This is a genomic window from Citrobacter sp. LST-B2, assembly GCF_057983045.1.
This window is the reverse complement of record NZ_CP192598.1, coordinates 810,282-832,794: the sequence shown is the minus strand read 5'-3', so window position 1 is coordinate 832,794 and position 22,513 is coordinate 810,282. Positions and strand designations below refer to the sequence as shown.

Genomic DNA, 22,513 nt, shown 5'->3' with positions numbered 1-22,513 from the left:
CGGCGATGCGAAAGGCGATGTGAAGGTGTTGCGTTCATCCCATGCGGCCCCGAACAGACTGGAGAAAATTCGCGCAATCATGGCACCTTTAACCAGGAGGGGCAAGATTTAATTCTTATGCACACTTGTTGCGGTTAAACAACACTGTAAATGAGAACGAGGTCATAATAATGCACTTTGACAACATAATGAGCAGGAGCTTACGTGGTAATTGGACCTTTTATTAACGCCAGCGCCGTTTTGGTGGGTGGTGTTATTGGCGCCCTTCTTAGCCAACGTTTGCCGGAACGGATTCGTGTCTCCATGACCTCTATTTTCGGTCTCGCGTCACTTGGCATTGGTATCTTACTGGTGGTCAAATGCGCCAATCTTCCGGTTATGGTGCTGGCAACGCTGGTCGGCGCACTAATTGGTGAGTTTTGCTATCTGGAAAAGGGGATCAACACCGCCGTCGCCAAAGCGCAGACACTCTTTATGCGATCGGGTAAAAAGCAGCCCCATGAATCGTTTATCCAGAATTATGTCGCCATCATTGTCCTTTTCTGCGCCAGCGGTACGGGGATTTTTGGGGCTATGCGCGAAGGAATGACCGGCGATCCGAGCATCCTGATTGCTAAATCCTTCCTCGATTTCTTTACCGCCATGATCTTCGCCTGCTCTCTGGGTATCGCCGTGTCGGCTATCGCGGCTCCGATGCTGCTCATCCAGTTTTCACTGGCGACCTGCGCGGCGCTGATATTGCCGCTCACCACCCCCGCAATGATGGCCGATTTCAGTTCGGTCGGGGGGTTATTGCTGGTCGCCACTGGTTTACGCATCTGCGGGATTAAGATGTTTGCCGTGGTCAATATGCTCCCGGCGCTGCTCCTCGCCATGCCGCTTTCCGCCGCCTGGACCGCGTATTTCGCTTGAGAATGCGTGCAATAACAGCAAAGTGGTGATAGATTGTGCAGTCTGCGTTGAATTGAAGAAATTTCGTTGACGAAACGAGGCGGATCGGTTTTAATGCGCCCCGTTGCCCGGATAGCTCAGTCGGTAGAGCAGGGGATTGAAAATCCCCGTGTCCTTGGTTCGATTCCGAGTCCGGGCACCACCTTTCCTTTTTTATGCTTCCCTATGAATTCCCATATGTATGTAATTCAATAAGTTAGCGTAAAAATCTTTCCAGATGCGTTTTGATTTATCCCTACGTATCCGGAAAATTAGGGGTCAGATTGAGGGTTCATTCAGTTCGATGAACGGAGAGACCCTCATGTTGACTGACAGCAAGATCCGCGCCGCGAAACCCCTCGCAAAATCCTATAAGCTCACTGATGCACAAGGTCTGTACCTGACGGTATCCACCAGTGGCTCTAAGCTATGGTATTTCCGCTACCGTTTTGAAGGTAAGGAAAACCGTCTGGCCTTTGGCCCCTATCCGCAGGTTACGCTGGCAGAAGCCCGCGAAAAGCGCGATGCGGCGCGTAAGCTGCTGGTATCAGGCATTTGCCCTTCCCTGCCCCGCAAGGCGGAAAAAGCCGCCGTTGACGGCACTCACACCTTTCAGTACATCGCCACTGCATGGCACACCAGTTGCCTGAAACTCTGGTCGGCTGACCACGCCGATAAAATCCTCACCTGCCTGAAGCGCTACGTCTTTCCTGATATTGGCGCAATGGACATTGCAGAGGTTGAAACCCGCCATCTGGCGCAACTGGTTAAGACTATCGATGATAAAGGCGTGCATGACGTTGCCGGGCGGGTGCGCCAGCATCTGACCAAAATCATGCGTCACGCCGTACAGCAGGGAACGATTAAATATAATCCGGCTTACGATCTGGATGGCGTCGTGACCCCGGTTGTGACCCAACATCACCCCGCCCTGCCCCTGAAACGCCTGCCGGAGTTGCTGGACAAGATTAATGGCTACAAGGGGCGGGAACTGACCCGTCTGGCGCTGGAGCTGAATCTGCACGTTTTCCTGCGCTCCAGTGAGCTGCGCCTCGCCCGCTGGGATGAGTTCAACCTGAAAGCCCATATCTGGACGGTGCCTGCACAGCGGGAAGCGGTTAAGGGCGTGAGATTTTCATCGCGTGGCGCAAAGATGAAGGATGAGCATCTGGTGCCGTTATCCGCGCAGGCTGTCGCCCTGCTGGAGCAGATAAAGGAAATTACCGGAGATTCCGTTTTCGTGTTTGCAGGTGCGCACTCGATGAACAAGCCGATGAGTGAAAACACCATCAACAAGGCGCTGCGCGTGATTGGCTATGACACTAAAACCGAAGTGTGCGGTCATGGTTTCAGAACGATGGCCTGTAGCGCGCTGAACGAGTCCGCGCTGTGGTCGAAGGATGCCATCGAACGCCAGATGAGCCACAAGGAGCGCAACGGCGTGCGGGCGGCGTATGTGCATAAGGCGGAGCATCTGGAAGCGCGTATGGAGATGATGCAGTGGTGGTCGGATTATCTGGACGTGAGCCGCGAGGGCTACGTTGCGCCGTATATTTATGCGCGGCGGCACAAGGCGGCCTGACCCAGCGACAATATAATTTGTTTATAATGAAAAAGCAGATCCTGATTGAATCCGGATCTGCTTTTTGTATCGAAAGATTTTGTCTGCACCAGTTCAGTGTCATCGTTTACCTGCACCAGTCCGCCGTCGCCTGCCTGTGTCAGGACTGCGCCAGATATTATCGGATAAGCATCAAACTGCGCCAGTGTTAAGGCCCTTTTAGCCCTTTGGCCTTTTCCGGTCTGGCGCTGTTACCCTTAACCCCCCTTTACCTTTATCTAGCCTTTTTCCTTTTGCTGGCGCAATCATCAGAAAAATACCGTAATGCTGCACCAGAAGCCTATTAATAGGCTACACCGTTCGTAAGCACCGTTATTAAGAGGAAACCGTACAAAAAATTTCTACGTAGAAATTTTTTCGGTGGATAACGATGAATAAAGGATATTTTATAATGTGATGCCTATCAAAAATCGACCGCCAAAGCATAACCAATTGATTTATCATGAACAGTCATAAATTTAATAGTTAATAATTATTGTTCCTGTCAGTATTGATAGGAAAGCGTACAAAAAATTTTGGCCCCAAAATTTTTTGTACGAAAACCGATTAATACCCCAGAGATTAATAGGAAATCACCCCAAATTATTTGGGGGCAAATAATTTTGCACGAAAACCGATGAATAACTCGATCTTTTCAAGGTAGCGGCTATCAGTCAGTATCCCTTCGCCCGTAAACCTGCGCCACATACCGCCCGCGCCCGTCGCCGTGGCCCAAATCTATCGCCGTCATCGCCAGCGCTTCTTTATCACAAAATCCCTGCGCCAGATAATGACGGATCGCATCCTGCGCCCACGCATAGCGCAACGAGTGCGGGGAATATGTGCCAGTTAATCCGAAACGTGACGCCTGACTGTGCCAGTATTTCATCGCGCTTTTCAGGTCCGGCTTATCTATCAGCCTGCCGTGGCGATCTTCTGCCACGGCCAGCGCATTATCCAGCGCTTTCCTGACAGCGACAGCATCAAGAATAATCGTCTCACGGGGTCGCCCGCCTTTGCGGTTAAGCGAGTGTCACCACGATCCAGCGCCTGCTGCCACGTTTTCAGCGACTGTACACTCTGCACCGCCTCCTGCGAACGTAATCCCATCAGCCTTGAGAGTTCCAGCGCTGCCGCCAGCCCCGGATCTTTTACGCGGGCCGTCTCCAGCACGTCACGATAGTGCTCCGACGTGATAGCCAGCTTCGTACCGTTGCGGGATGCGCCAGACAGACCAAGAGAACGGTTGTTCAGCCGCTCACTCTGCGCCAGCCTGTCACGCCCCGCCTGTTTCAGAATGCAGCGCACCGCTGCCATCTCATTTTGCAGGGAACGCTTTGTAATGCCCTGCGCCAGCCGTTCACGGATATAACCTTCTATATGTCGCGCCTTAAGCTGCTCCAACCGGCGGATCTGCACATTCTGCGCCAGTACCAGACGTTCACAGAACCGCTGCGCCAGCTTAATGCGATCGTGAACGGTCTTGTGGCTACCGCCTGCCTGCTGCGCAAGCCGTTTCATTTCCTGCTCCAGTATTCCCATACATTCCCCTTTTCATGAATGCCGCAAACTCATTCCCCAAAAATCCAACACTGATACAGCTTTCCCCGGCGCACTGGCCGATAGCCCCTGTTTTTTTGTCGGGGCTGCGAACGATACCTGAGCGCCGGGGCGGCAGCCGTTGAGGTGTGGTGGGGCTTCGGTTGTGCTCTCAGAGCAGCCGCCCGCTTGCGCGGGTTATCCCCCGGATCGTCCAGATCCGCCTCCGGTATTGGTTCATGTTCTCCTTATGCGTAAAATGGCCTGAAAAGGCGGAGTCAGAATCCAGCCATAAGCTGGCGCAGTTGAGTTGTCTGGTGCAGGTCGAAAGGGCTGCGTGCGTCACTTTCCCGCTCTGCGCGGTTAAAGTGACGCACGGGTCTGGTGCAACGTCTGAAAATTTATCGTCTGGTGCAGTTTTACGGTCACACGGCAGCAAAGCCTGTCGGCAATGCAGGCCGCAGGCCGTGAAGCAAAAGGCGCTGAGGGTGTCAGCAGATACAGGTTAGCCGGGAAAATTCCGGCGCGGTACAGATTCAGACCAGCAGACTGGCGCAGTAAAGGATGTATCGTGTTAAAACTCAGGCCTCCGTCGCGATGCTCTGCGACCCGGTGTTTGCAGAGGTCTGCACCGGTAAACGGCTCAACCGTCCTGATAACAGGCGCTTCTTTCAGGTTGCGAAGCGTTGGACGCTGTCAACGACAGCATGGAGCAGGAGGGAGACTATGCCAGTACCGATGGTGCAGAAAGGAAAAACTGTTTTTGCGTTAAAAAGGATTTTTGCGAGTCTGGACTGCCGCGCTTCGCTTGTCATCTCCCGATCTTCTGACAGCAAAGCCATCAGAAGATCGGGAGAGACGATTTAGCCATTTTCAGGCTTGCGGTAGCGGGAAGGCCAGATTTGCTCTGGTGCAATATCTAACGCTTCGGCGATCAATCTCTCACCTTTGGGCCACTGCCTTATCAGCGCGTTTGCCAGCGTGGAGGACGCCAGCCCGGCCTGACGGGACAGCGCCGCCAGCGAAGTGCCCCGTTTTCTCAGCCCGGCGATAATGTCGGCGGAGTACCAGTCCTGCTGCATCATGCTGTCACCTCCTCGATAAACTTCACGCCATCGGTGGTACGTATCCAGCGCGGAGCCTTAAGTTCAGCGGCAAAGCACCAGACCAGCTCACACAATAATCCTGTCAGCGTCTGTTCCATTTTCGGCAGTAACGCCCGCCCCGTCAGAAGCTGCGCCAGCGTGAGTGAGTAGTCACAAAGTAATTCGGAACCGGGTTCAAAGCAGGTGGAGCTGGCGGGAAGGGTATCGGTGGTCAGGCTTTCTATCAAGTGGGGCGGAATGGGCTCGTTCAGCGTGGGACGCAGCAGCGCAAGACAGGCGGCAAGCCGTCCGTAAAGCGCCAGCCGTAGCGCCGGATCATCGCTTTCAATGAGGGTGTCGGCGAAGTTTTCGCAGTGGCTGGCCAGTACGGTGAAATCCGTGGCGGCGTTGAAGGGAACGGAAAGTAACGGGTGTGTTTGAGTGGGGATCGTAGCCATAGTGGCAGCCTCCTGTAACGTTTTATATTTCCGCCACCGGAGAGGTCAATCTCACGGGTGGCAGAACCGGACGGGGTTGACCTTACCGGCGTTACAGGGAACCGGCGCGTCTTGCGACGCCCCCGCCCGGCCCGCCATAGAGGTGTAGCCGTGCGCACGACATAAAAAAAGACGCGGGCGCGTCGTATGTCGCCTGTAACAGTTTTCAGGAGGTCAAGCCCGGCACCTGAATTTGCAGGTACGGATAAAAGATACCGCGATTAGCGGTTAACAGCAAGCGAGGTTATGGAAGACAGATCGCAAATAGAAAAAACTGTCTTTAAATTGTACGGCCATCTCAAAATAGATAATTATCAATAAATTAGCGTGGCATCAAATTATGCTTCTCAATTCGTTATTAACATAAACCGCCTTTGCATGTTAATAATCCCGGAGTAAATGATGTCTGTAGAAAACCGTTCGAAGCTGCTTCGTATGACCATCCGCAACATTGGATGTATAGGAAATGAAGGTATCGATATTGCGCTTGATAATATTGTTTGTCTGGTAGGAAAAAACAATGCCGGTAAGTCTACTGTTCTCAGAGCCTATGAGTTAGCCAAAGGAAGCGTGCCATTTGATCCCGCGCATGATCGACACCAACACGCTCAACCGGATCAGCCTTCTGAAGTACTTCTCGAAGTACATATTCCTCGAGGCATTGGCAACGTTGATGAAAAATGGAAACAGGAAAGAGATGGACTTCTTGTTGTAAAAAGCCGCTGGCAATGGTGCGCACCTGATTTTCAGAAAGTCCGTACTACCTGGGCTCCGAACGGAGACGATGGACAGGGCTGCTGGGCGGAGGATGGCAAAGCAGGCGGTGCCGATCCGGTATTTGGTTCCCGGCTTCCCAGACCGCTACGGATTGGTTCACTTGAAGATGCAGCGAAAACAGAAGAACTGTTACTTAAACTTGCTCTGTCACCTCTGTTCACAGAACTGGAAAAAGCCCGGAGTAATCCAAAATCCGATCTGGCAAAAGCGATTGAGAGTGTTTCCTCCAGTATGAATGCTCTCAGCGAGCAGCATCAGGAACATTTCAATGGTATTGCGGGTAAGATCTCGACGGGATTCAAAAGTATTTTTCCCCGACTGGATGTTAGCCTTAACGTGTGTGCGGCACCGCTTGTTCCAAAAGTTGACGAACTTATTAAAAATGGTTCGAGTTTAAGAATTTCGGATGGAAGAGCTGATACCGATTTGGTTCAGCAGGGAACAGGGGCTCGCAGAGCGTTATTCTGGGCAATGCTTCAGGTCCATAATGAGCTTAATCGCGATAAAGAGGTACGCGGCGACTATCGCAAACGCCTTGAAAAAGATATTACCGAGCTTTCGAAAAAAGTAGCGAAACCCACCAAAAAAGATGATCCGGAACAGCTGGCAGAGTATTTAGCACAGGCCAAAGCGTTACTGGATGCCCACGACAGTGGCGCACCAATCCCGGACAGCCCGGAAGATCCTGCCTTTCCCGGCTACCTGCTATTAATCGATGAACCAGAAAATGCTTTACACCCTATGGCTGCCCGAGCAGCTCAGCGTCATTTATACCAACTGGCAAAAAACCCGGACTGGCAGGTCATTCTGACTACCCATTCGCCTTATTTTATCAATCCGTTTGAAGACCACACCACTATTGTGCGTTTAGACCGGGAAAGAGATGATGACCAGTCCCCGGTAACGCCGAGAACCTATCGCTCAGATCTGATTGAATTTGAAGGCGATGATAAACAAAGGCTTCAAGCGTTACAGCATATCGATCCCAGCTTTTCTGAGGTCTTTTTTGGTTCACACCCTGTACTGGTTGAAGGCGATACGGAACATGCTGCATTTATGGCGTCCATCATAGAACGCAATCATGCGCTAATGGATCAGGTTGCTATCATCCGCGCTCGGGGAAAAGCCATACTGGTGCCGCTGATAAAAGTACTTACGCATTTCAAAATTGATTTCAGTCTGGTGCATGACGCCGATTCTCCGCTGAACTCAAAAGGAAATAGAAATGGTATGTGGACAGAAAACGAAAAAATCAAAAATGCCATCCGACAGGCCAGAAGTGAAGGACTTACGGTTCGCCACCGCGTCAGTGTGCCTGATTTTGAACGTTTTCTGGATGGAGACGAAGCGTCGAAAGATAAGCCACTAAATGCTTATCTGCAAATCACTCAGGACGAAGGCCTGGCTACTGGTGTTCAGGATTTATTGACCGCACTTATTTCTTCCGAACAGCACTCCCCTTTTGAAACAGTCAGAGATACCAGTCACTACATGCAACAATTGCTGGAGCAGGTTATTAGCTGGGCAGAGCAGCACGGTAAACAAGAGGATCCCAGATTCAGACGCAATGCGGAACCACTAAACGCTGAGGTCTGATACAGAAACCGACAGGGTCGTTCTTCATAGCGACTCTGTCATTAATTATACTAATGTAGACATGTTTTTGCTGACATCAATATGCTTGTATACCTTGATAGATATGGTCTAAAATAAAATTACATTGGTATTAAACGTCAGTACAGGAGAATCAATGTCTGTTGCCGCTCTGGCCCGCCAGCGGGTTCACCGCATGAAGCGGGGCATCCCCTTTTCCATCAGCGGATTTTACTCGCTGGGAAGTCGTGCGTCAGTACAACAGGCAATGAGTCGTCTGGTCAAAGAAGGCCTGCTGGTCCGGGTTGAACGCGGTTTTTACTCCCGGCCAAAACCATTGAAAAATCTGCCATCCGTAAACGTTGTCGCCAGCGCCAATGCCGTTGCCGCAGCATGGGCAAAAGAGCGCGGTTACAAAATCACCCTTCAGGGACTGGAAGCCGCTTACCGGTTAGGGCTACAAACGCAGGCGCCGGTTAAACGCATCTACTGGTCAAACGGCCCTACGCGAGAGTTCCGTGTCGGTAATGAGTTGGTACGGATCCAGCATAAATCAGCAAGCCGATTACGTTGGCTGAACCGGCCTGAAGGAGAGCTAATGCGCGGTTTGCTGAGTCTGGAGCAGGAATATACCCCGCCGGAAACGCTGAAGAATGCTTTTCATCGGCTGAGCATCCCGCCCGCTAAAGCCCGACAGATTGCCGGAAAGTTAATGAATGAGCCTGCGCTTCACGCATGGCGCTCACAGCTGATAACGTTGCAAAAGGCGCTCTGATGGACATTTTTGATTACTACCGGAGCGCATCGCAACGCCGTGAGCTTCAGGAAATCCTCTCTTACGCGGCGCAGCAGCATCCCTCCGGGCTGGGAGCCAGCTTTCTGGAAAAGGATCTCTGGGTAACGGAGATCCTTCGGCTGCTTTTTAATGAGGATCTGCTGGGAGATTTATCTGTCGCGTTTAAAGGTGGAACAGCGTTAAGCAAATGCTGGAACGTGATTGAGCGTTTTTCTGAAGATATCGATCTTTCTGTTCACTGGGCCGATCTGGCAGGTCACTCAGAAGAGGAAGAACAGCAGGCGTGGGAGCAAAGCACGCTAAATAACAGCCAGAATCGCCGGTTCAGAGAGCAGCAGCAAGAGCGCTTAACAGAATGGACAAACGCGCTGGCAGAACGGTTAAACCAACGCTTTCAGGCTTATGAAATTCCGGGCCTTGAAGCAAAAATGGAACCCGACAGCGGTGGCGAAAAAGTCGATATCTATTTCCCACGGGTGAAAGAAGACAGTATGGCCTATCAGCGCGATCATATTCTGTTGGAATTTGGCGGACGAAATCGTGGCAAGCCAACCGATCAGATGCCTGTTGTGAGCTATCTGTCCGGGATTGCTGGAATGGATGCACTTCTGTTACCCGCCGCGACCGTAAACGCTTATGACACCGGTTATATTCTTTGGGAAAAGCTGACGGCGCTGCACCAGTTCTGCACGCAAACCAAAGCGCCAAATTCGGCCCGACTGGCACGCCATTGGTATGATGTGGATTGTCTGCTGAGTAATCATTTTGCCAGCCCCTATGAAACGCTAGAAGCCATGCGCAATGTGGTCGAGATGAAGCAACGTCGCTGGTCTGTACCGGGTGTGGATTTTACTCAGGTGATTGTCGGAAACTTGCAACTGTTGCCTGACGATGCTGAACGGTTCGCCGCGATCGCCGGGGATCATCAAACGGCAGTGGAAGGGGGAATGTTCTTTAGTGAGCCTGACAGATTTGCTGACATTGCCGATCGTCTTCGTCATGCACAAGATGAAATCAATCGTTTTATGTGTGATTCACAGGTATAACCTGGCCCTGCCAATTGATCCCCTAGCCATATGGCATAATCCTTTTGAATAACAGGGTTTTTATGCTTGTACTCCAGCCCATTCGCGGTATTATTTTACGATCTCTCTCCCAGTTTTATGCTTACCGCCTTTGCCGCTCGTAGAACAATGCCGGGAAGCATTATCAGCGATTAAGGGCACGGAATGGGCTTCTGGATATTCGTTATTGCACTGGCTGTTATCTGGCTTCTGTTTTCCAAAAAGAAAAAGTCGCCACCCCCCAAAGTAAACAGCAAAATCATCACCAAAATAAATCATTCATCTCAACAGAAATCTCTCAATAAGCCAGACAGCAGCGTGACAAATATGCATTCTCAGGCCTTCGATGATGACGAACTGGCAACTTTTACCTTCGTTAATGGGCAAACGGTTGAATACAGCACCAGTCGTGAACAGCCGCGAGAAACCGCCGCCCGTAGCAATACCACGCCAGCGCGATGGGTCAAACCGGGAGAAAGTATCACCATTCAAAACGTCGTCATTAATCACGGTTATTTTTATTTCGGCGGGCGGTTAAAAACACATTCATCAGGAGAATATGGCTATCTTTATAACGATGGTTCCGATGCTTCGCTGGTTAACGACGCTTTCTCCATCGAACCCATTTCACGCCATTATTATGATGAATCGCTGGGATACTGGCCCACCTTTGCTACTCTCTCTCCTCGCTGTCGTGGCGCCTATCTTGACTGGCTGGCAAGCGATCGCAGCGATGCGAGCTGCCCCGTTGGTTATGTGTTTATCTATTTTTACGGTCTTGAACGCCGCGTACTGGCGGATGGCACACAAGAGGCTATTTCTGACGATGAATTCAAAGCATTATTCGAAGAGATATCGCGCCTGAGAACCGTATTTCAGGCAAGCGGTTCCTTCCGTCATTATGCAACGCAGTTGCTGGAAATGATGATCATTCTCAGACCGAAGTTACTTTCTATACATACCGAAAACGAATATTTCTCATCGAGGAGTGCATTACTGTTCAGATTGAATCTGGCGACGGTGGTCGATAAAGGACAACCTGTTTGTGCCGATCTGGCACTGGCATGGATACACTATTTTCCTGATTACACCCTGCGCACGCCTGCCCGTCGATGTCATTCTGAATTTTCCGCGTTATTCAAACAGCGTTATACCCAAAAATACGGTGACGGTATTGTCGTCAAACCCAATAAAACACGGTTGTATTTAAGCTATACCCCCGCCAGTGGTACGCTTCGGGAACTTCAGGTAAAAAAACAGATGGATCTTCCCGATCCCAGCGTTTTAAAAGCCCCAGTTCAGAAATTAATTCCTGTTGCAGAATCCTGTATCAATGCGCTGGATGCCTACAGTCGCTATCTTGGTAAAAAAGATGCCTCACCAAGTGATGTCGCCGCCATCATGCTGCTTCCCGATGAAATACTGACCGAAGATGCAGAACACCTGTTTGCTGAATTTAAACGCTGGGCAGATAAGAAAATCCGTGAACATTCAGGGCTGGCGACAGTGGCCGATTTCTGGGCCAGACTGGGTATGCCTGTACCGGATAAGATTAATAAGAAAGAAGCCGAACTGATGCAAAATTTCGCCAGGCGAGCAGGCTACGGCATTGCGCCGGATATGCGCTATCACCTTGTCCGGCCAGAGCCAGAAGGACATCTTGTTTTATTTCCTGAAGGGCATGCGGAATTCTACGTACCGTCAGCAGAATTTACGTCAGTCTCTGTGGCGCTTCGGTTAGGTGCCATGATTGCACAAATGGACAAGCGCGTGGACGTTGCTGAACAGGCCGCGCTGGAAAAAACCATTGATCACAATGATACGTTGTCGCCAACAGAAAAACGTTCGCTGCACGCCTACCTCACCTGGCGGCTCAATACGCCTGCAAATCAGGCCGGTCTGAAAGCTAAAATTGAGCAACTCAGCGATAAAGATAAATCCACTATTGGCAACGTGATTATCAGCGTCGCCTGCGCAGACGGAAAAATCGATCCGGCTGAAATTAAGCAACTGGAAAAAATCTACGCCAGCCTTGGTCTGGACAGCAGTACCGTCACCAGCGATATCCACCGACTGTCAACCGCAGAAACAACGCCGACGGCTACGTTACAAACCCCATCAGCGACGAGCGGCGCGTTTTCTCTTGATGAACGGATCCTTGCCCGTCATGAGTCTGATACCACGGACGTACGCCAGTTACTGAACACCATCTTCACCGAAGATGAACCCGCAGATGAATCCCCGGCGGAGATCCCGCCACACGCTGGCGCAGGTCTTGATGAAGCACATCACCAGCTTTACCAACGTTTGCTGGAAAAAGAGCGCTGGGCGCGAAACGAAGTCGCTGAGCTATGCCAGCAATTTAATTTGATGCTAAGCGGCGCGATTGAAGCAATTAATGACTGGTCTTTCGAACAGGTTGACGCCCCGGTGCTTGATGATGACGATGATATTTACGTTGACCTGGAAATTGCACAAGAACTCAAAGGATAATTTATGTCTGGCATTCGTATTCGTCTCAAAGAAAGAGACGCTATTATTCAGTCACTAAAGTCAGGCGTGACGCCTAAAATTGGTATTCAGCATATTCAGGTTGGCCGGGTCAACGAGATAAAAGCGCTGTATCAGGATATTGAACGTATCGCGGATGGCGGTGCAGGATTCCGGCTAATTATCGGGGAATACGGCTCAGGTAAGACATTCTTTTTAAGCGTTGTGCGCTCAATTGCACTAGAGAAAAAACTGGTGACAATCAGTGCCGATTTATCCCCGGACAGGCGTATCCACGCGACGGGTGGACAGGCGCGTAACCTTTATTCCGAACTGATGAAGAATCTGTCCACGCGCAATAAGCCGGACGGAAACGCATTATTAAGCGTGGTTGAGCGCTTTATCACGGAAGCCAGAAAAGAAGCAGAAAGCACAAATGTGCCGGTTCCGACGATTATTCACCAAAAGCTCGCTGACCTGTCTGATATGGTTGGCGGTTACGATTTCGCCAAAGTCATTGAATGTTACTGGCAGGGCCACGAGCAGGATAATGAGACATTGAAATCAAATGCCATCCGCTGGCTAAGAGGTGAATACTCCACGAAAATCGACGCCCGTAACGATCTGGGTGTGCGCACCATTATTTCTGATGCCTCTTTCTACGATTCGCTAAAGCTGATGAGCCTGTTTGTCCGTCAGGCCGGATACGCGGGTCTGTTGGTGAATCTGGATGAGATGGTCAATCTGTATAAGCTCAGTAATACGCAGGCCCGGGTTGCCAACTATGAACAGATACTGCGTATTCTGAATGACTGCCTGCAAGGGACGGCTGAATATATCGGCTTTTTACTTGGCGGTACGCCAGAATTCCTGTTCGATCCACGCAAGGGGTTGTACAGCTACGAAGCGCTCCAGTCCCGACTGGCGGAAAACAGCTTCGCTCAGCGGGCTGGTGTCATTGATTATTCGTCCCCTTCCCTGCATTTAGCCAGCCTGACGCCGGAAGAGCTCTATATTCTGTTGAAAAACCTACGTCACGTTTATTCCGGCGGCGATGCGGATAACTATCTGGTTCCTGATGATGCACTGACGGCATTCCTACGCCACTGTAGCAATACTATTGGTGATGCCTATTTCCGTACGCCACGAAACACGATTAAAGCCTTCCTGGATATGCTGGCCGTGCTGGAACAAAACCCGTCCATTCAGTGGTCGCAGTTAATTGCCGGTGTTGCGATCGCGGAAGAAAAACCCAGCGATATGGATGAAATAACGTCGGCAGAAGATACTGACGAGGACGGTCTGGCTGATTTCCGATTATGACGAACGAATACCAGCGGCTGGATCCACGCATACAGAAATGGATATATCGGCAGGGATGGGCCGATCTCCGGGAACTGCAAAAAAAAGCCATTCCACCGATATTAGCGGGCGATCGGGATGTCCTGATCAGCGCCGCGACTGCCGCGGGTAAAACGGAAGCTTTTTTCCTGCCCGCCTGTTCTGCCATTGCGGATATTCAGGGCGGTTTTGGCATTCTATACATTAGCCCACTTAAGGCCCTGATTAACGATCAGTATCGACGGCTGGAAAGCCTCGGCGATGCGCTGGAGATGCCGGTCACGCCCTGGCATGGTGACGTTGCGCAGAGCAAAAAACTGAAAGCGAAGAAAAACCCTGCCGGTATTTTGCTTATCACCCCAGAGTCGCTGGAAGCGATGCTGATCCGCAATGCGGGATGGTTAAAGCAGGCTTTCGCTCCACTGGCGTATATCGCCATTGATGAATTCCACGCCTTCATCGGTTCTGAGCGGGGTATGCAGCTTCTCTCTCTGTTAAATCGGATCGATCACCTACTGGGAAGAATCAACAATCCAGTCCCCCGAGTCGCACTCAGCGCAACGCTGGGAGAACTGGAGCGAGTACCGTTATCTCTGCGGCCAAATCAACGTCTGCCCTGCGACATTATTACTGACAGTCAGACTCACGCCACGCTAAAAGTGCAGGTGAAAGGTTATCTGGAACCGCTAACCACCTCGGGCCAGCAACCGCCGCCGTCTGCAGAGACGCAAATCTGCCATGATATCTTTCGCCTCTGTCGCGGTGATTCCCATCTGGTGTTCGCTAATAGTCGCAAACGGACCGAAAGCATTGCCGCTACGCTTAGCGATCTCAGTGAAGCGAACATCGTTCCCAATGAGTTCTTCCCCCATCACGGCTCGCTGTCCAGAGATCTGCGTGAAACGTTGGAACAGCGGCTTCAACAAGGCAACTTACCTACCACCGCCATCTGTACGATGACGTTAGAGCTTGGCATCGACATCGGTAAAGTCAGCTCCGTCGTGCAGGTTACCGCCCCCCATTCCGTAGCCAGCCTGCGCCAGCGAATGGGGCGTTCCGGTCGGCGCGACTCGCCTGCCGTATTGAGAATGCTGATTGCCGAACATGAACTGACTCCAACATCAGGCATTGTCGACCAGCTCAGGTTTCAGCTTGTTCAGTCGCTGGCCATGATCCGCTTACTTATCGGCAGCAAATGGTTTGAGCCAGCTGATACCCGGCAGATGCACTATTCCACCCTGTTCCATCAGATCCTGGCGATCGTGGCACAGTGGGGAGGCGTGCGTGCGGATCAGATCTGGTCACAGCTATGCCAGCAAGGGCCATTTCAGAAAGTCAGAATCGATGACTTCAAAACGTTATTGAAGCATATGGGGGAGCACCAGTTTCTGACCCAGCTATCAAGCGGCGAACTGGTTCTGGGCATTGAGGGCGAACGTCAGGTAAATCAATACACCTTCTATGCCGTGTTCAGCACGCCGGAAGAGTTTCGTATTGTAGCAGGGAGCAAAACACTGGGCTCTATCCCCGTTGATTCCCCCCTGATGCCTGACCAACACATTATTTTCGGCGGTCGACGCTGGAAGGTCACCGATATCGATTGTGATAAAAAAGTCATCTATGTCGAGGCGACAAAGGGTGGGCAGCCGCCGTTATTTGGCGGACAAGGAATGTCCATTCATGATGTCGTCCGCCAGGAAATGCTCACTATTTATCGGGAAGGCGACTACCGCATCACCGTTGGCGATCGCAAGGCCGATTTTGCCGATACCACGGCCAAAAACCTGTTTGATGAAGGGCTGTACTGTTTTCGCAACAATAATCTGGCTTCGGAATGTTTTATTCAGCAGGGACAGCATGTCTACATTCTTCCCTGGCTAGGCGATCAAACCGTAAACACGTTGTCGGCATTACTTATCCAACGCGGTTTCAAGGTGGACTCATTTGCTGGCGTGGTTGAAGTAGAAAAAACTACGGTCTCGGAGGTTAAACAAGCGTTATTCAGCGCACTTCAGGAAGGGCTACCTTCCGAATCCCGTCTTGCCGAAAGCATCGTTGAAAAGTGCCTCGAAAAATATGATGAGTATTTACCGGAGACGTTGCTGACGCAGGAATATGGATTACGTGCTTTTAATGTTAAGCGCGTGGAGGAGTGGCTGCAGGGGCATTTGTAGGCGAGCAAACCCAATACTCACCAACAAAATCAACGAACGATAAATGAATCAAAAAGTAACTGATAATAAGACCGGGATATTCGACTAAACGCTCTGGCTCCCAGAATATAAGGACAAGGTAAAATACAATGTCAAAAAGAGAAATTTTACGGTTGCCTGATGCTATTCATCAGGAAATTACGAAAGCAAGGAGCAATGCAGGTAAGTTCTATGCTTTTAGCGAATTCGAAACCCCATTATTAATTCAGTCGCAAGATGGTACATCCAGCGGAAAAACCTATAATGTTTTTTATCAATACATACAAGGTGTAAATGCTGCAACGTTACCCGGAAATGGGCATCGTAACCTGGTTTTTATCACCCCTTTAAAATCGCAAATTGATATTCCCTCAGAACTTGTCGAGTTGGCCAGTTCGAAGCAAATTTTGATACTCCCCTATCTCTCGCTACGCGATGTTGCGGACTTAAGTTTTACCACTTGGGTGAAACAAACAGATGGAGACGAAAAAGATAACCAGCAACGTTATCTCGACTGGATACACACTGGCTGTAACATACTAAAAGACAATACTCAGTTGATTTTTGAACGTCTGAAATCCGATGTGCAGGCAAGAGTTACACTTGAACTACGGCTTAAAGCGGAAGTAAGAGCCGGAGCCACCGACGAACAGGTTAAAATAGAAGAAGAATTACTCACCAGCGGCTATAAGCTCACAGGACGCCTACAGGAAGCGGCCATCGCATTACTTAATACCCTCAATACCGATTTCGAAACACTGCTGGAGAGAGCTGGCCAAGACAAACTCGCTGGTTTAGCAGTAGAAATGGTGAAACATCTTTTCCCATTTCATATCGCACTGTACAGGCGATGTATTCTGTTAGCGACAACTAAAAAATTTGACGGCAGCGTACTCCTTCTGAAACGAGATAATGAAGGAATTTATCATAAAAGCAGCCAGTCACTTGATCATGTTCTTGGGCAAAAAAAACACCAAGATAAAAATCCTCTGGAAGAATTAACCTCAGTTACATCGGCAGAACGTCTTGAAAAATTAAAACAGGAATACTGGGTTCATGATAGCGACTCGCCTTATGCACAGCGAGATATTCGGTTTACTTTAGTACTTGATGAAGAACACGAAGCCTACAAAATTTTCCAACAAACAGTATGCAAAATATTACTTAATGACGATCTGCAATTACCATCAATTCTTGCAACATTACATCGCGTTCTCGAATATATAGACGAATGTAGAGGGAATGAGCGAGCTCCTGGGTATGAGCCATTAGATGAATATGTTTGTGAAATAAATAACGCACTCTTGCGGTGTGATTTACGCCCCGGTTTTGATCTAAAAAAAATGACTCAATTGTTTAGTAATAATATGCTTGATGTCGTTGTTGATAGCCGGAATACAGAACAAGTGATTGCGCTTATAGGTAATGTTTTCAGCTATCAAATCCAACGCTTCTACAGAGAAGATGATCTTCGCCATATACGACTTCGTAGCCACGGACGACAATCCTATACGGAAATTTACGTAAGCGCCGAGGACGATGAAGATGCTGGAAATGATTTTAGCCTCTATGAATTATACCAAACAATCACCGCAATCCTTGCCGCTTCGGCAAAGCTTAAAAATCCATCGCGAGTTCAGCAAATGCTGTCGCAACAAGATCAGGCTAACCAAAACAATCCATTATCATTATTTATAGGTAAAGCACAGCAAATTAAGGGGGAGGCTTCATATCTTTTATCAGGAAGCTCAACGGACGAACAGTTGATTGATGATTTTTTTACTTACTTTCAACCTAAGACGCTTTTTTCATTAGCCCCTAGGGAAAAGGTTATTATTGAATCCAGCCAACTAAAGGGTTGGGTTTTACTCAAATTCCGTATGGAACTTATCAAGGAACTTCCTGAAGTCGCTCTGCTTCGTGTTCTGTATCAAACACATAATACGGTGATCCTGCTATCAGCTACCGCAGGCTTCCCTGGTACTTACAATGGGCAATATAGCCGCCCCTTTCTTGCCGACTATGCACGCCATCTCGGCTACCAGATTAGGTGCAGAGATATGGAGTCAGCCGCTCCGTTAGCAACTATCCGTGAATTAAGAAATATTCATCGTCCTGTTAATATTGAAATATTCGACGATCAAAAAAGCGAGCTTTCTCCATTAATTAATGACCCCATATTCAAAAAAGTGCTAAAGATATGGGAGGGTCATCTTGAACACTATTTAACGTATATACAACGTCATCGCTATCGTAAACGCGAATTTCATCGCGAGCTACAAGCAATGTTACTCGCAGCCTATACCACCCGGCATACTTTGTGTATTGGCCTCAGTGCTCGCTTTTTCACAGTCTTAGGTAAATTTCTGCAAGCGACGCTCAATAGCTCTACTCCTATGAATGGATTGAAAATTTTAGACACTGATAATCGGCGTGGAAATGATACACCTCGTGTATTTGAAATAACACCTTTCGACAACCTGCATACCCTACGAGTCGTCATGTTTGACTCAAAACTTAACCGTGAGGATCCCGTCCGGGACTACTTGCGTATTAATCAGCCTAATTTGACTCTTTTTATGATTTCACACTTCAAAGGGGCAGGAACCGGTCTCAACTACTACATTGCCTATCCGGAAACGGATGCTGGAGGAAAATCGCTAGAAGTTGATTTTGATGAACTTGCGATGGTATGCGATAGCTTCTGGAGTCAGGTTAACACCGCAGGCACACGCAACACACTGGAAAACTATGTAACATTACTTAAGCACTACGCTCACGGAAGTATGCTTCGTCGCGCAAATGACTTTGAAACCGACCTGGTAGATTCAGATGCAGCACGAATGCTTGATGATGAACATATAGTAGAACTTCATAAAGTAGCCATGCAGACCATTGGCCGGACTGAACGTCGCGATGCAAAAATGCAGGGGACTATCAGGTTACCTTCCGGCGTACATTTGAATGCGATACGCGTCTTCCGCGATCTGGCGCGGTATCCCGATGCCAGATCTCTGCTCGCATCACTCAGCCTCCATAACAATCGTTGGTTTGAAAAAGCGCGACACGATTTAGAAAAAGCCAGTTTCAATACGGAGAAACAGCGTGCTGATTTCGAACAACGCGTGCTAAATGCCAACGCAATGTATAAAGATTTTGAAGTCGAGTTTGTCGAAGTAATTTTAAAAGCCGCCAGAGCCGGTGACAAAAATGCTATCCAGCTTAACGAAGATTTACGCCATCCTGATAGTTTTCAAAACCCTCAAAAATATATCAACCGATTAAAACGCAATCCTATAATTAAAAACAGCGATTATATGAAATTATGCGTTGAAAATTTCTTCGTGGAGCGCACCGCCGATTTGGAAAATATTATTTTTGCAAGAACAATGCAATCAGATGGCCTTACAGATATTTCTGCGGGTAGTTCACCTTATGAGCCTGAACACTGTTTACCCCAATATCATGAGGGTATGAGTGAAGAGTGTGATGACCTTGAAAAACGCGTATTCCCAAGCCTATTGAGATTAGAATCCGAGCCATTAAAGAGGTTTATTCCTATCCCAACATTAATCCCATTGCTTATTGGGAATATTGGAGAGTGGCAATTTCATCAAGTATTAAAAGCGGCGGGAATAAAATCCTTAGCACCTGAACAGATAATTTTACAGTTAGGTAGCGAGTGCTATGAACTTTTTGATATCTACTTAATCAAAAAAGATCATCTATTCGCTATAGACGTTAAAAACTGGATGATGGGAAAGAATAACCGTGATATTTCGAAAAAATTGCACTCAAGTGCTTTAAACAAAGTAGAAATATTAAATAAGATTGTCAGCGCCAGCTCTTCTCTGAATAAAGTTTCTGCTGTCTACCTTAATACACGACATGGACTCAACTGCCTAAATGATCGCGCGGAGAAATTTAAATTCACACAAATTTTTTACTTTAACCTTTTGAAAGTTGTTTCTTATTATGAAAAAGATATTAGTTCAAATCGGTATGAATCAAAAATAAATAGAAAGATACTAATTAACCGTACACTTATGAATATGTTAGGATATGAAAATGAGTGAAATCATGGAATTAAATCAAACCAGAAATGCAGTTATAACAATGTCCTCTGAATGGGATATTCACCCTTCTCCCTATGCACCGTTAGCCAAAACACAATTATTCGATATTGCCGAACAAGTAGAGAGTGTATTGGAAAAAGTTCTTAAGTTACCTTCATCGGATGGATGGGGTATCGATGTAGCATATATTAGAAACCCTAAACCACTTGAAATTAGCCATGATGAATACATCAGCGAGGTTCATCGAGACATTAAGAAACTCTTAAGCGAAAAATTACATTTAGACGCCCCTAGAAAATTACGCTATCACTCTTTTTCATTAAAAGATTACCATCTGGCTTTATTTCTCACCCCCAATCCAAGACCTTACAGCCAATGGGCCACTGAAATAATAAAGTTAGGATTTGATCACTATAGAATAGCCCAGGAGGTTATTGCGCTACGTCTTAAGTTAATACTACTAAAGAACGCCGCCCAATATTTCACTTTATCGCCAATTTCGTATAATAGTGATTTATATTTTTCAGCAAGCTTACAAAACGATAAGCCAAACAAGAACAATGAATATTACATCGATGCTTTGAAATTTTCCATTTTTTATTCAAAGTATAATGATCTGACATTTGAACTGAAGGCTGTTTGCTTTCGAGCTCAACCAGAAGCATCAGGAATTAATACAGAGCTTGGCCGGTTGCTCATCAATGACAACAAAAATATCGACCTTATAGAAACAGTGAATGCTAAACAATTTGGCAATTTGTCTTATATGCGTTTTGCAAACAGGCCCTACTCCGGATGCCAGAACCACGCAGAAAACCTAATGCAAAAATTAATCACTGAAATTCTTAATTCAGCAAATATCGCATTTACTCCGCGTATTTTTCAAGCATCTCATCGCCAATTGGAATTTTTAGAAACGCCACATACTACGCTTCACCGTCCTCTTATTATCATTGATAATCTAAAAAAACATGAAGATGAAAAAATACATCAAAATTATCTACATTACCTCCAACAAGAATTAAATGCGGAGTCCGTAGTTGATGCTCAGGATATAAGCCATATTAGTAAGGATAAAAACTATTTAGTTCTCAATAGCTCACAGCAAAAAAATGGATCAAGTATTACATTAGAAATCATTGATGATGACGGTGAGGTTAGAAACAATAGTTTCAACACGACCTGGCAGGCTCTCGACCTTGCAAAACAGGGTAAATATGAACAACTGGATTATTACTCTAAGCTTAAAGTCGACTTCATATTAGATTTTAATGAAAATTATAAACGCGTCATTCAAGGATGTAATGTTGATTCAATACTACGCTCCCAAAAAGATCCTGAAACAGGAATTACTCGGAAAATATTAAAAAAGATAGAACCGTCCAAGTTAGCAATGCTCCGCAGCGAACTTTGGCTCAAAGAAGCAATACGAGGAGTGGGTAAGATATCGGGACTCCAAGTAGCTGATGGCTATTTTACGTTAGTAGCAACCCGTTGTCCGTGGGAAAAACGGCGTAGACAAAAAGCCTTTTATGCTGCTGTTACGCCCATAGAAATTAAAAATGGCACACTGACGATCCAAATGCCTAAGCTTTATGAACGGGAACAGGAACTACGCCACGCCGTCTCTGGTATGACGCAGGCATGTGTAGAGCAAGTCAGAGACAACGACTTTTTTCTTATCGATCATCAACGTAATGTTGTCCTGTGGCGCTATAACACAAGCCGCGTTCCACGCTTAATAGGTGCAGCGGATCGCTGTTCCCTACAGGCAGCAGAGTTCAATAATGGTGTGTTAAATAAGCGAGGCGCCGCTGATGAGACATTCCTTCCTTACTACCTTACTCCCAAGCCAAAAGGTCACCGCCCAAATCAGTACCAGCAACTGTTTATTGAAGATAATGGCTATAGCGCAAATTTGTTTTGTACTCGTAGCAATCAGCCAAATCAAAACATGGACAAAGCAGTACTAGTGTATAATCTGATGGCAAAAGATTTTGAAGGTTCTGCCATAAAAGTCATGGCAGAACCTGCTACAGAATTATTGTTGCGCACGTTTACTTATGACCTGATACGCCACCATGAAGTCAGTCAAAGCTCTCTGCTAGAGAAGATCGCTCGTATGATGTTACACAATTAAGATTATGTAATCAGGAGCAAAGCCTTCCAACATGGATTGTATCTCCTCAGTTTAAGTTGGACAGGTTTTCCCCTGATAAATATGAATACAGAAAATAAATATACTGCATCCTTAATTCGCAGCACAATCAACATCACAATGCTACTGAAGGAATCGAACTAAAGGATCGAACCAACCCGTACCTCCCCACTCTGGTACAGTATTTTGATTTACAAGCAGAAATGAGGGTCACCCTCCGGGTCTTGACAATAGATAGCAGAAGAATTTATGATGGAAATCAAATTGGTAAGTAACTGAATGTTCCCGAGTCCGGGCACCACTTATTTAGAAACGGACGTCTACTGACGTCCGTTTTGCTTTATAAAGTCAACAAGTTATCCCCTTCTGGTTGTC

Annotated in this window: 12 protein-coding genes, 1 tRNA gene and 1 pseudogene; 11 read left to right on the top strand and 3 right to left on the bottom strand. The window is 47.8% G+C overall.

Translation table 11 applies throughout. From position 1 onward, the window contains the following. The first annotated feature begins 204 nt into the window (after positions 1–204). The 3 genes from ACQ0PY_RS04065 to ACQ0PY_RS04055 all read left to right on the top strand — a co-directional run bounded on the left by ACQ0PY_RS04065 (position 205) and on the right by ACQ0PY_RS04055 (position 2,512). Positions 205–912 carry a DUF554 domain-containing protein gene (locus ACQ0PY_RS04065; protein WP_042998075.1) on the top strand — a complete coding sequence of 236 codons (708 nt, stop codon included), beginning with the start codon at positions 205–207 and terminating at the stop codon, positions 910–912. A gap of 105 nt (positions 913–1,017) precedes the next feature. Further along, a tRNA-Phe gene (locus tag ACQ0PY_RS04060) sits at positions 1,018–1,093 on the top strand. A gap of 159 nt (positions 1,094–1,252) precedes the next feature. Next, complete coding sequence (locus ACQ0PY_RS04055) at positions 1,253–2,512, top strand: tyrosine-type recombinase/integrase (protein ID WP_109739836.1); 1,260 nt, start codon at positions 1,253–1,255, stop codon at positions 2,510–2,512. 688 nt (positions 2,513–3,200) lie between these two features. On the opposite strand, the pseudogene ACQ0PY_RS04050 reads toward ACQ0PY_RS04055, so the two are convergent. From ACQ0PY_RS04050 to ACQ0PY_RS04040, 3 genes and pseudogenes are all read right to left on the bottom strand, one after another. Then, a pseudogene (locus tag ACQ0PY_RS04050) lies at positions 3,201–4,072 on the bottom strand (integrase domain-containing protein). A gap of 860 nt (positions 4,073–4,932) precedes the next feature. Beyond that, positions 4,933–5,154: a helix-turn-helix domain-containing protein gene (locus ACQ0PY_RS04045; RefSeq protein WP_109739834.1), complete on the bottom strand. Its 222-nt coding sequence runs from the start codon at positions 5,152–5,154 to the stop codon at positions 4,933–4,935. Next, on the bottom strand, positions 5,151–5,612 hold the full coding sequence (locus ACQ0PY_RS04040; RefSeq protein WP_104445699.1) for a hypothetical protein: 462 nt from the start codon (positions 5,610–5,612) through the stop codon (positions 5,151–5,153). Before ACQ0PY_RS04040 ends, ACQ0PY_RS04045 begins: the two co-directional genes overlap by 4 nt. A 438-nt stretch (positions 5,613–6,050) precedes the next feature. On the opposite strand from ACQ0PY_RS04040, the gene ACQ0PY_RS04035 reads away from it, so the two are divergent. The 8 genes from ACQ0PY_RS04035 to ACQ0PY_RS04000 all read left to right on the top strand — a co-directional run bounded on the left by ACQ0PY_RS04035 (position 6,051) and on the right by ACQ0PY_RS04000 (position 22,120). After that, the gene (locus tag ACQ0PY_RS04035) at positions 6,051–8,024 is read left to right on the top strand and encodes an ATP-dependent nuclease (RefSeq protein WP_231912846.1); all 1,974 of its coding nucleotides are present in this window, start codon (positions 6,051–6,053) and stop codon (positions 8,022–8,024) included. A 154-nt stretch (positions 8,025–8,178) separates the two neighbouring features. Next, positions 8,179–8,796 (top strand): DUF6088 family protein, encoded by a 618-nt coding sequence (locus tag ACQ0PY_RS04030; RefSeq protein ID WP_034940173.1) that lies wholly within the window; start codon positions 8,179–8,181, stop codon positions 8,794–8,796. Then, a complete protein-coding gene (locus ACQ0PY_RS04025) occupies positions 8,796–9,863 on the top strand; it encodes a nucleotidyl transferase AbiEii/AbiGii toxin family protein (protein ID WP_104445701.1) in 1,068 nt (355 codons plus the stop codon). Before ACQ0PY_RS04030 ends, ACQ0PY_RS04025 begins: the two co-directional genes overlap by 1 nt. A 183-nt stretch (positions 9,864–10,046) precedes the next feature. Continuing rightward, positions 10,047–12,374: a tellurite resistance TerB family protein gene (locus ACQ0PY_RS04020; protein ID WP_109739832.1), complete on the top strand. Its 2,328-nt coding sequence runs from the start codon at positions 10,047–10,049 to the stop codon at positions 12,372–12,374. A gap of 3 nt (positions 12,375–12,377) precedes the next feature. Then, positions 12,378–13,694 (top strand): ATP-binding protein, encoded by a 1,317-nt coding sequence (locus ACQ0PY_RS04015; protein ID WP_109739831.1) that lies wholly within the window; start codon positions 12,378–12,380, stop codon positions 13,692–13,694. Next, positions 13,691–15,886, top strand: a complete 2,196-nt coding sequence (locus tag ACQ0PY_RS04010) for a DEAD/DEAH box helicase (protein WP_109739830.1) — start codon at positions 13,691–13,693, stop codon at positions 15,884–15,886. Before ACQ0PY_RS04015 ends, ACQ0PY_RS04010 begins: the two co-directional genes overlap by 4 nt. A gap of 128 nt (positions 15,887–16,014) precedes the next feature. Next, complete coding sequence (locus ACQ0PY_RS04005; RefSeq protein ID WP_109739829.1) at positions 16,015–19,980, top strand: hypothetical protein; 3,966 nt, start codon at positions 16,015–16,017, stop codon at positions 19,978–19,980. After that, on the top strand, positions 19,973–22,120 hold the full coding sequence (locus ACQ0PY_RS04000) for a hypothetical protein (RefSeq protein WP_164566088.1): 2,148 nt from the start codon (positions 19,973–19,975) through the stop codon (positions 22,118–22,120). Before ACQ0PY_RS04005 ends, ACQ0PY_RS04000 begins: the two co-directional genes overlap by 8 nt. Positions 22,121–22,513: the final 393 nt, after the last annotated feature.

What these genes read in the sequence shown, in the direction of transcription:
- ACQ0PY_RS04030 (WP_034940173.1), top strand. Translation starts at nt 8,179, where the DNA reads ATGTCTGTTGCCGCTCTGGCCCGCCAGCGGGTTCACCGCATGAAGCGG.
- ACQ0PY_RS04020 (WP_109739832.1), top strand. Translation starts at nt 10,047, where the DNA reads ATGGGCTTCTGGATATTCGTTATTGCACTGGCTGTTATCTGGCTTCTG.
- ACQ0PY_RS04010 (WP_109739830.1), top strand. Translation starts at nt 13,691, where the DNA reads ATGACGAACGAATACCAGCGGCTGGATCCACGCATACAGAAATGGATA.
- ACQ0PY_RS04015 (WP_109739831.1), top strand. Translation starts at nt 12,378, where the DNA reads ATGTCTGGCATTCGTATTCGTCTCAAAGAAAGAGACGCTATTATTCAG.
- ACQ0PY_RS04000 (WP_164566088.1), top strand. Translation starts at nt 19,973, where the DNA reads ATGAGTGAAATCATGGAATTAAATCAAACCAGAAATGCAGTTATAACA.
- ACQ0PY_RS04055 (WP_109739836.1), top strand. Translation starts at nt 1,253, where the DNA reads ATGTTGACTGACAGCAAGATCCGCGCCGCGAAACCCCTCGCAAAATCC.
- ACQ0PY_RS04025 (WP_104445701.1), top strand. Translation starts at nt 8,796, where the DNA reads ATGGACATTTTTGATTACTACCGGAGCGCATCGCAACGCCGTGAGCTT.
- ACQ0PY_RS04035 (WP_231912846.1), top strand. Translation starts at nt 6,051, where the DNA reads ATGATGTCTGTAGAAAACCGTTCGAAGCTGCTTCGTATGACCATCCGC.
- ACQ0PY_RS04040 (WP_104445699.1), bottom strand. Translation starts at nt 5,612, where the DNA reads ATGGCTACGATCCCCACTCAAACACACCCGTTACTTTCCGTTCCCTTC.
- ACQ0PY_RS04005 (WP_109739829.1), top strand. Translation starts at nt 16,015, where the DNA reads ATGTCAAAAAGAGAAATTTTACGGTTGCCTGATGCTATTCATCAGGAA.
- ACQ0PY_RS04045 (WP_109739834.1), bottom strand. Translation starts at nt 5,154, where the DNA reads ATGATGCAGCAGGACTGGTACTCCGCCGACATTATCGCCGGGCTGAGA.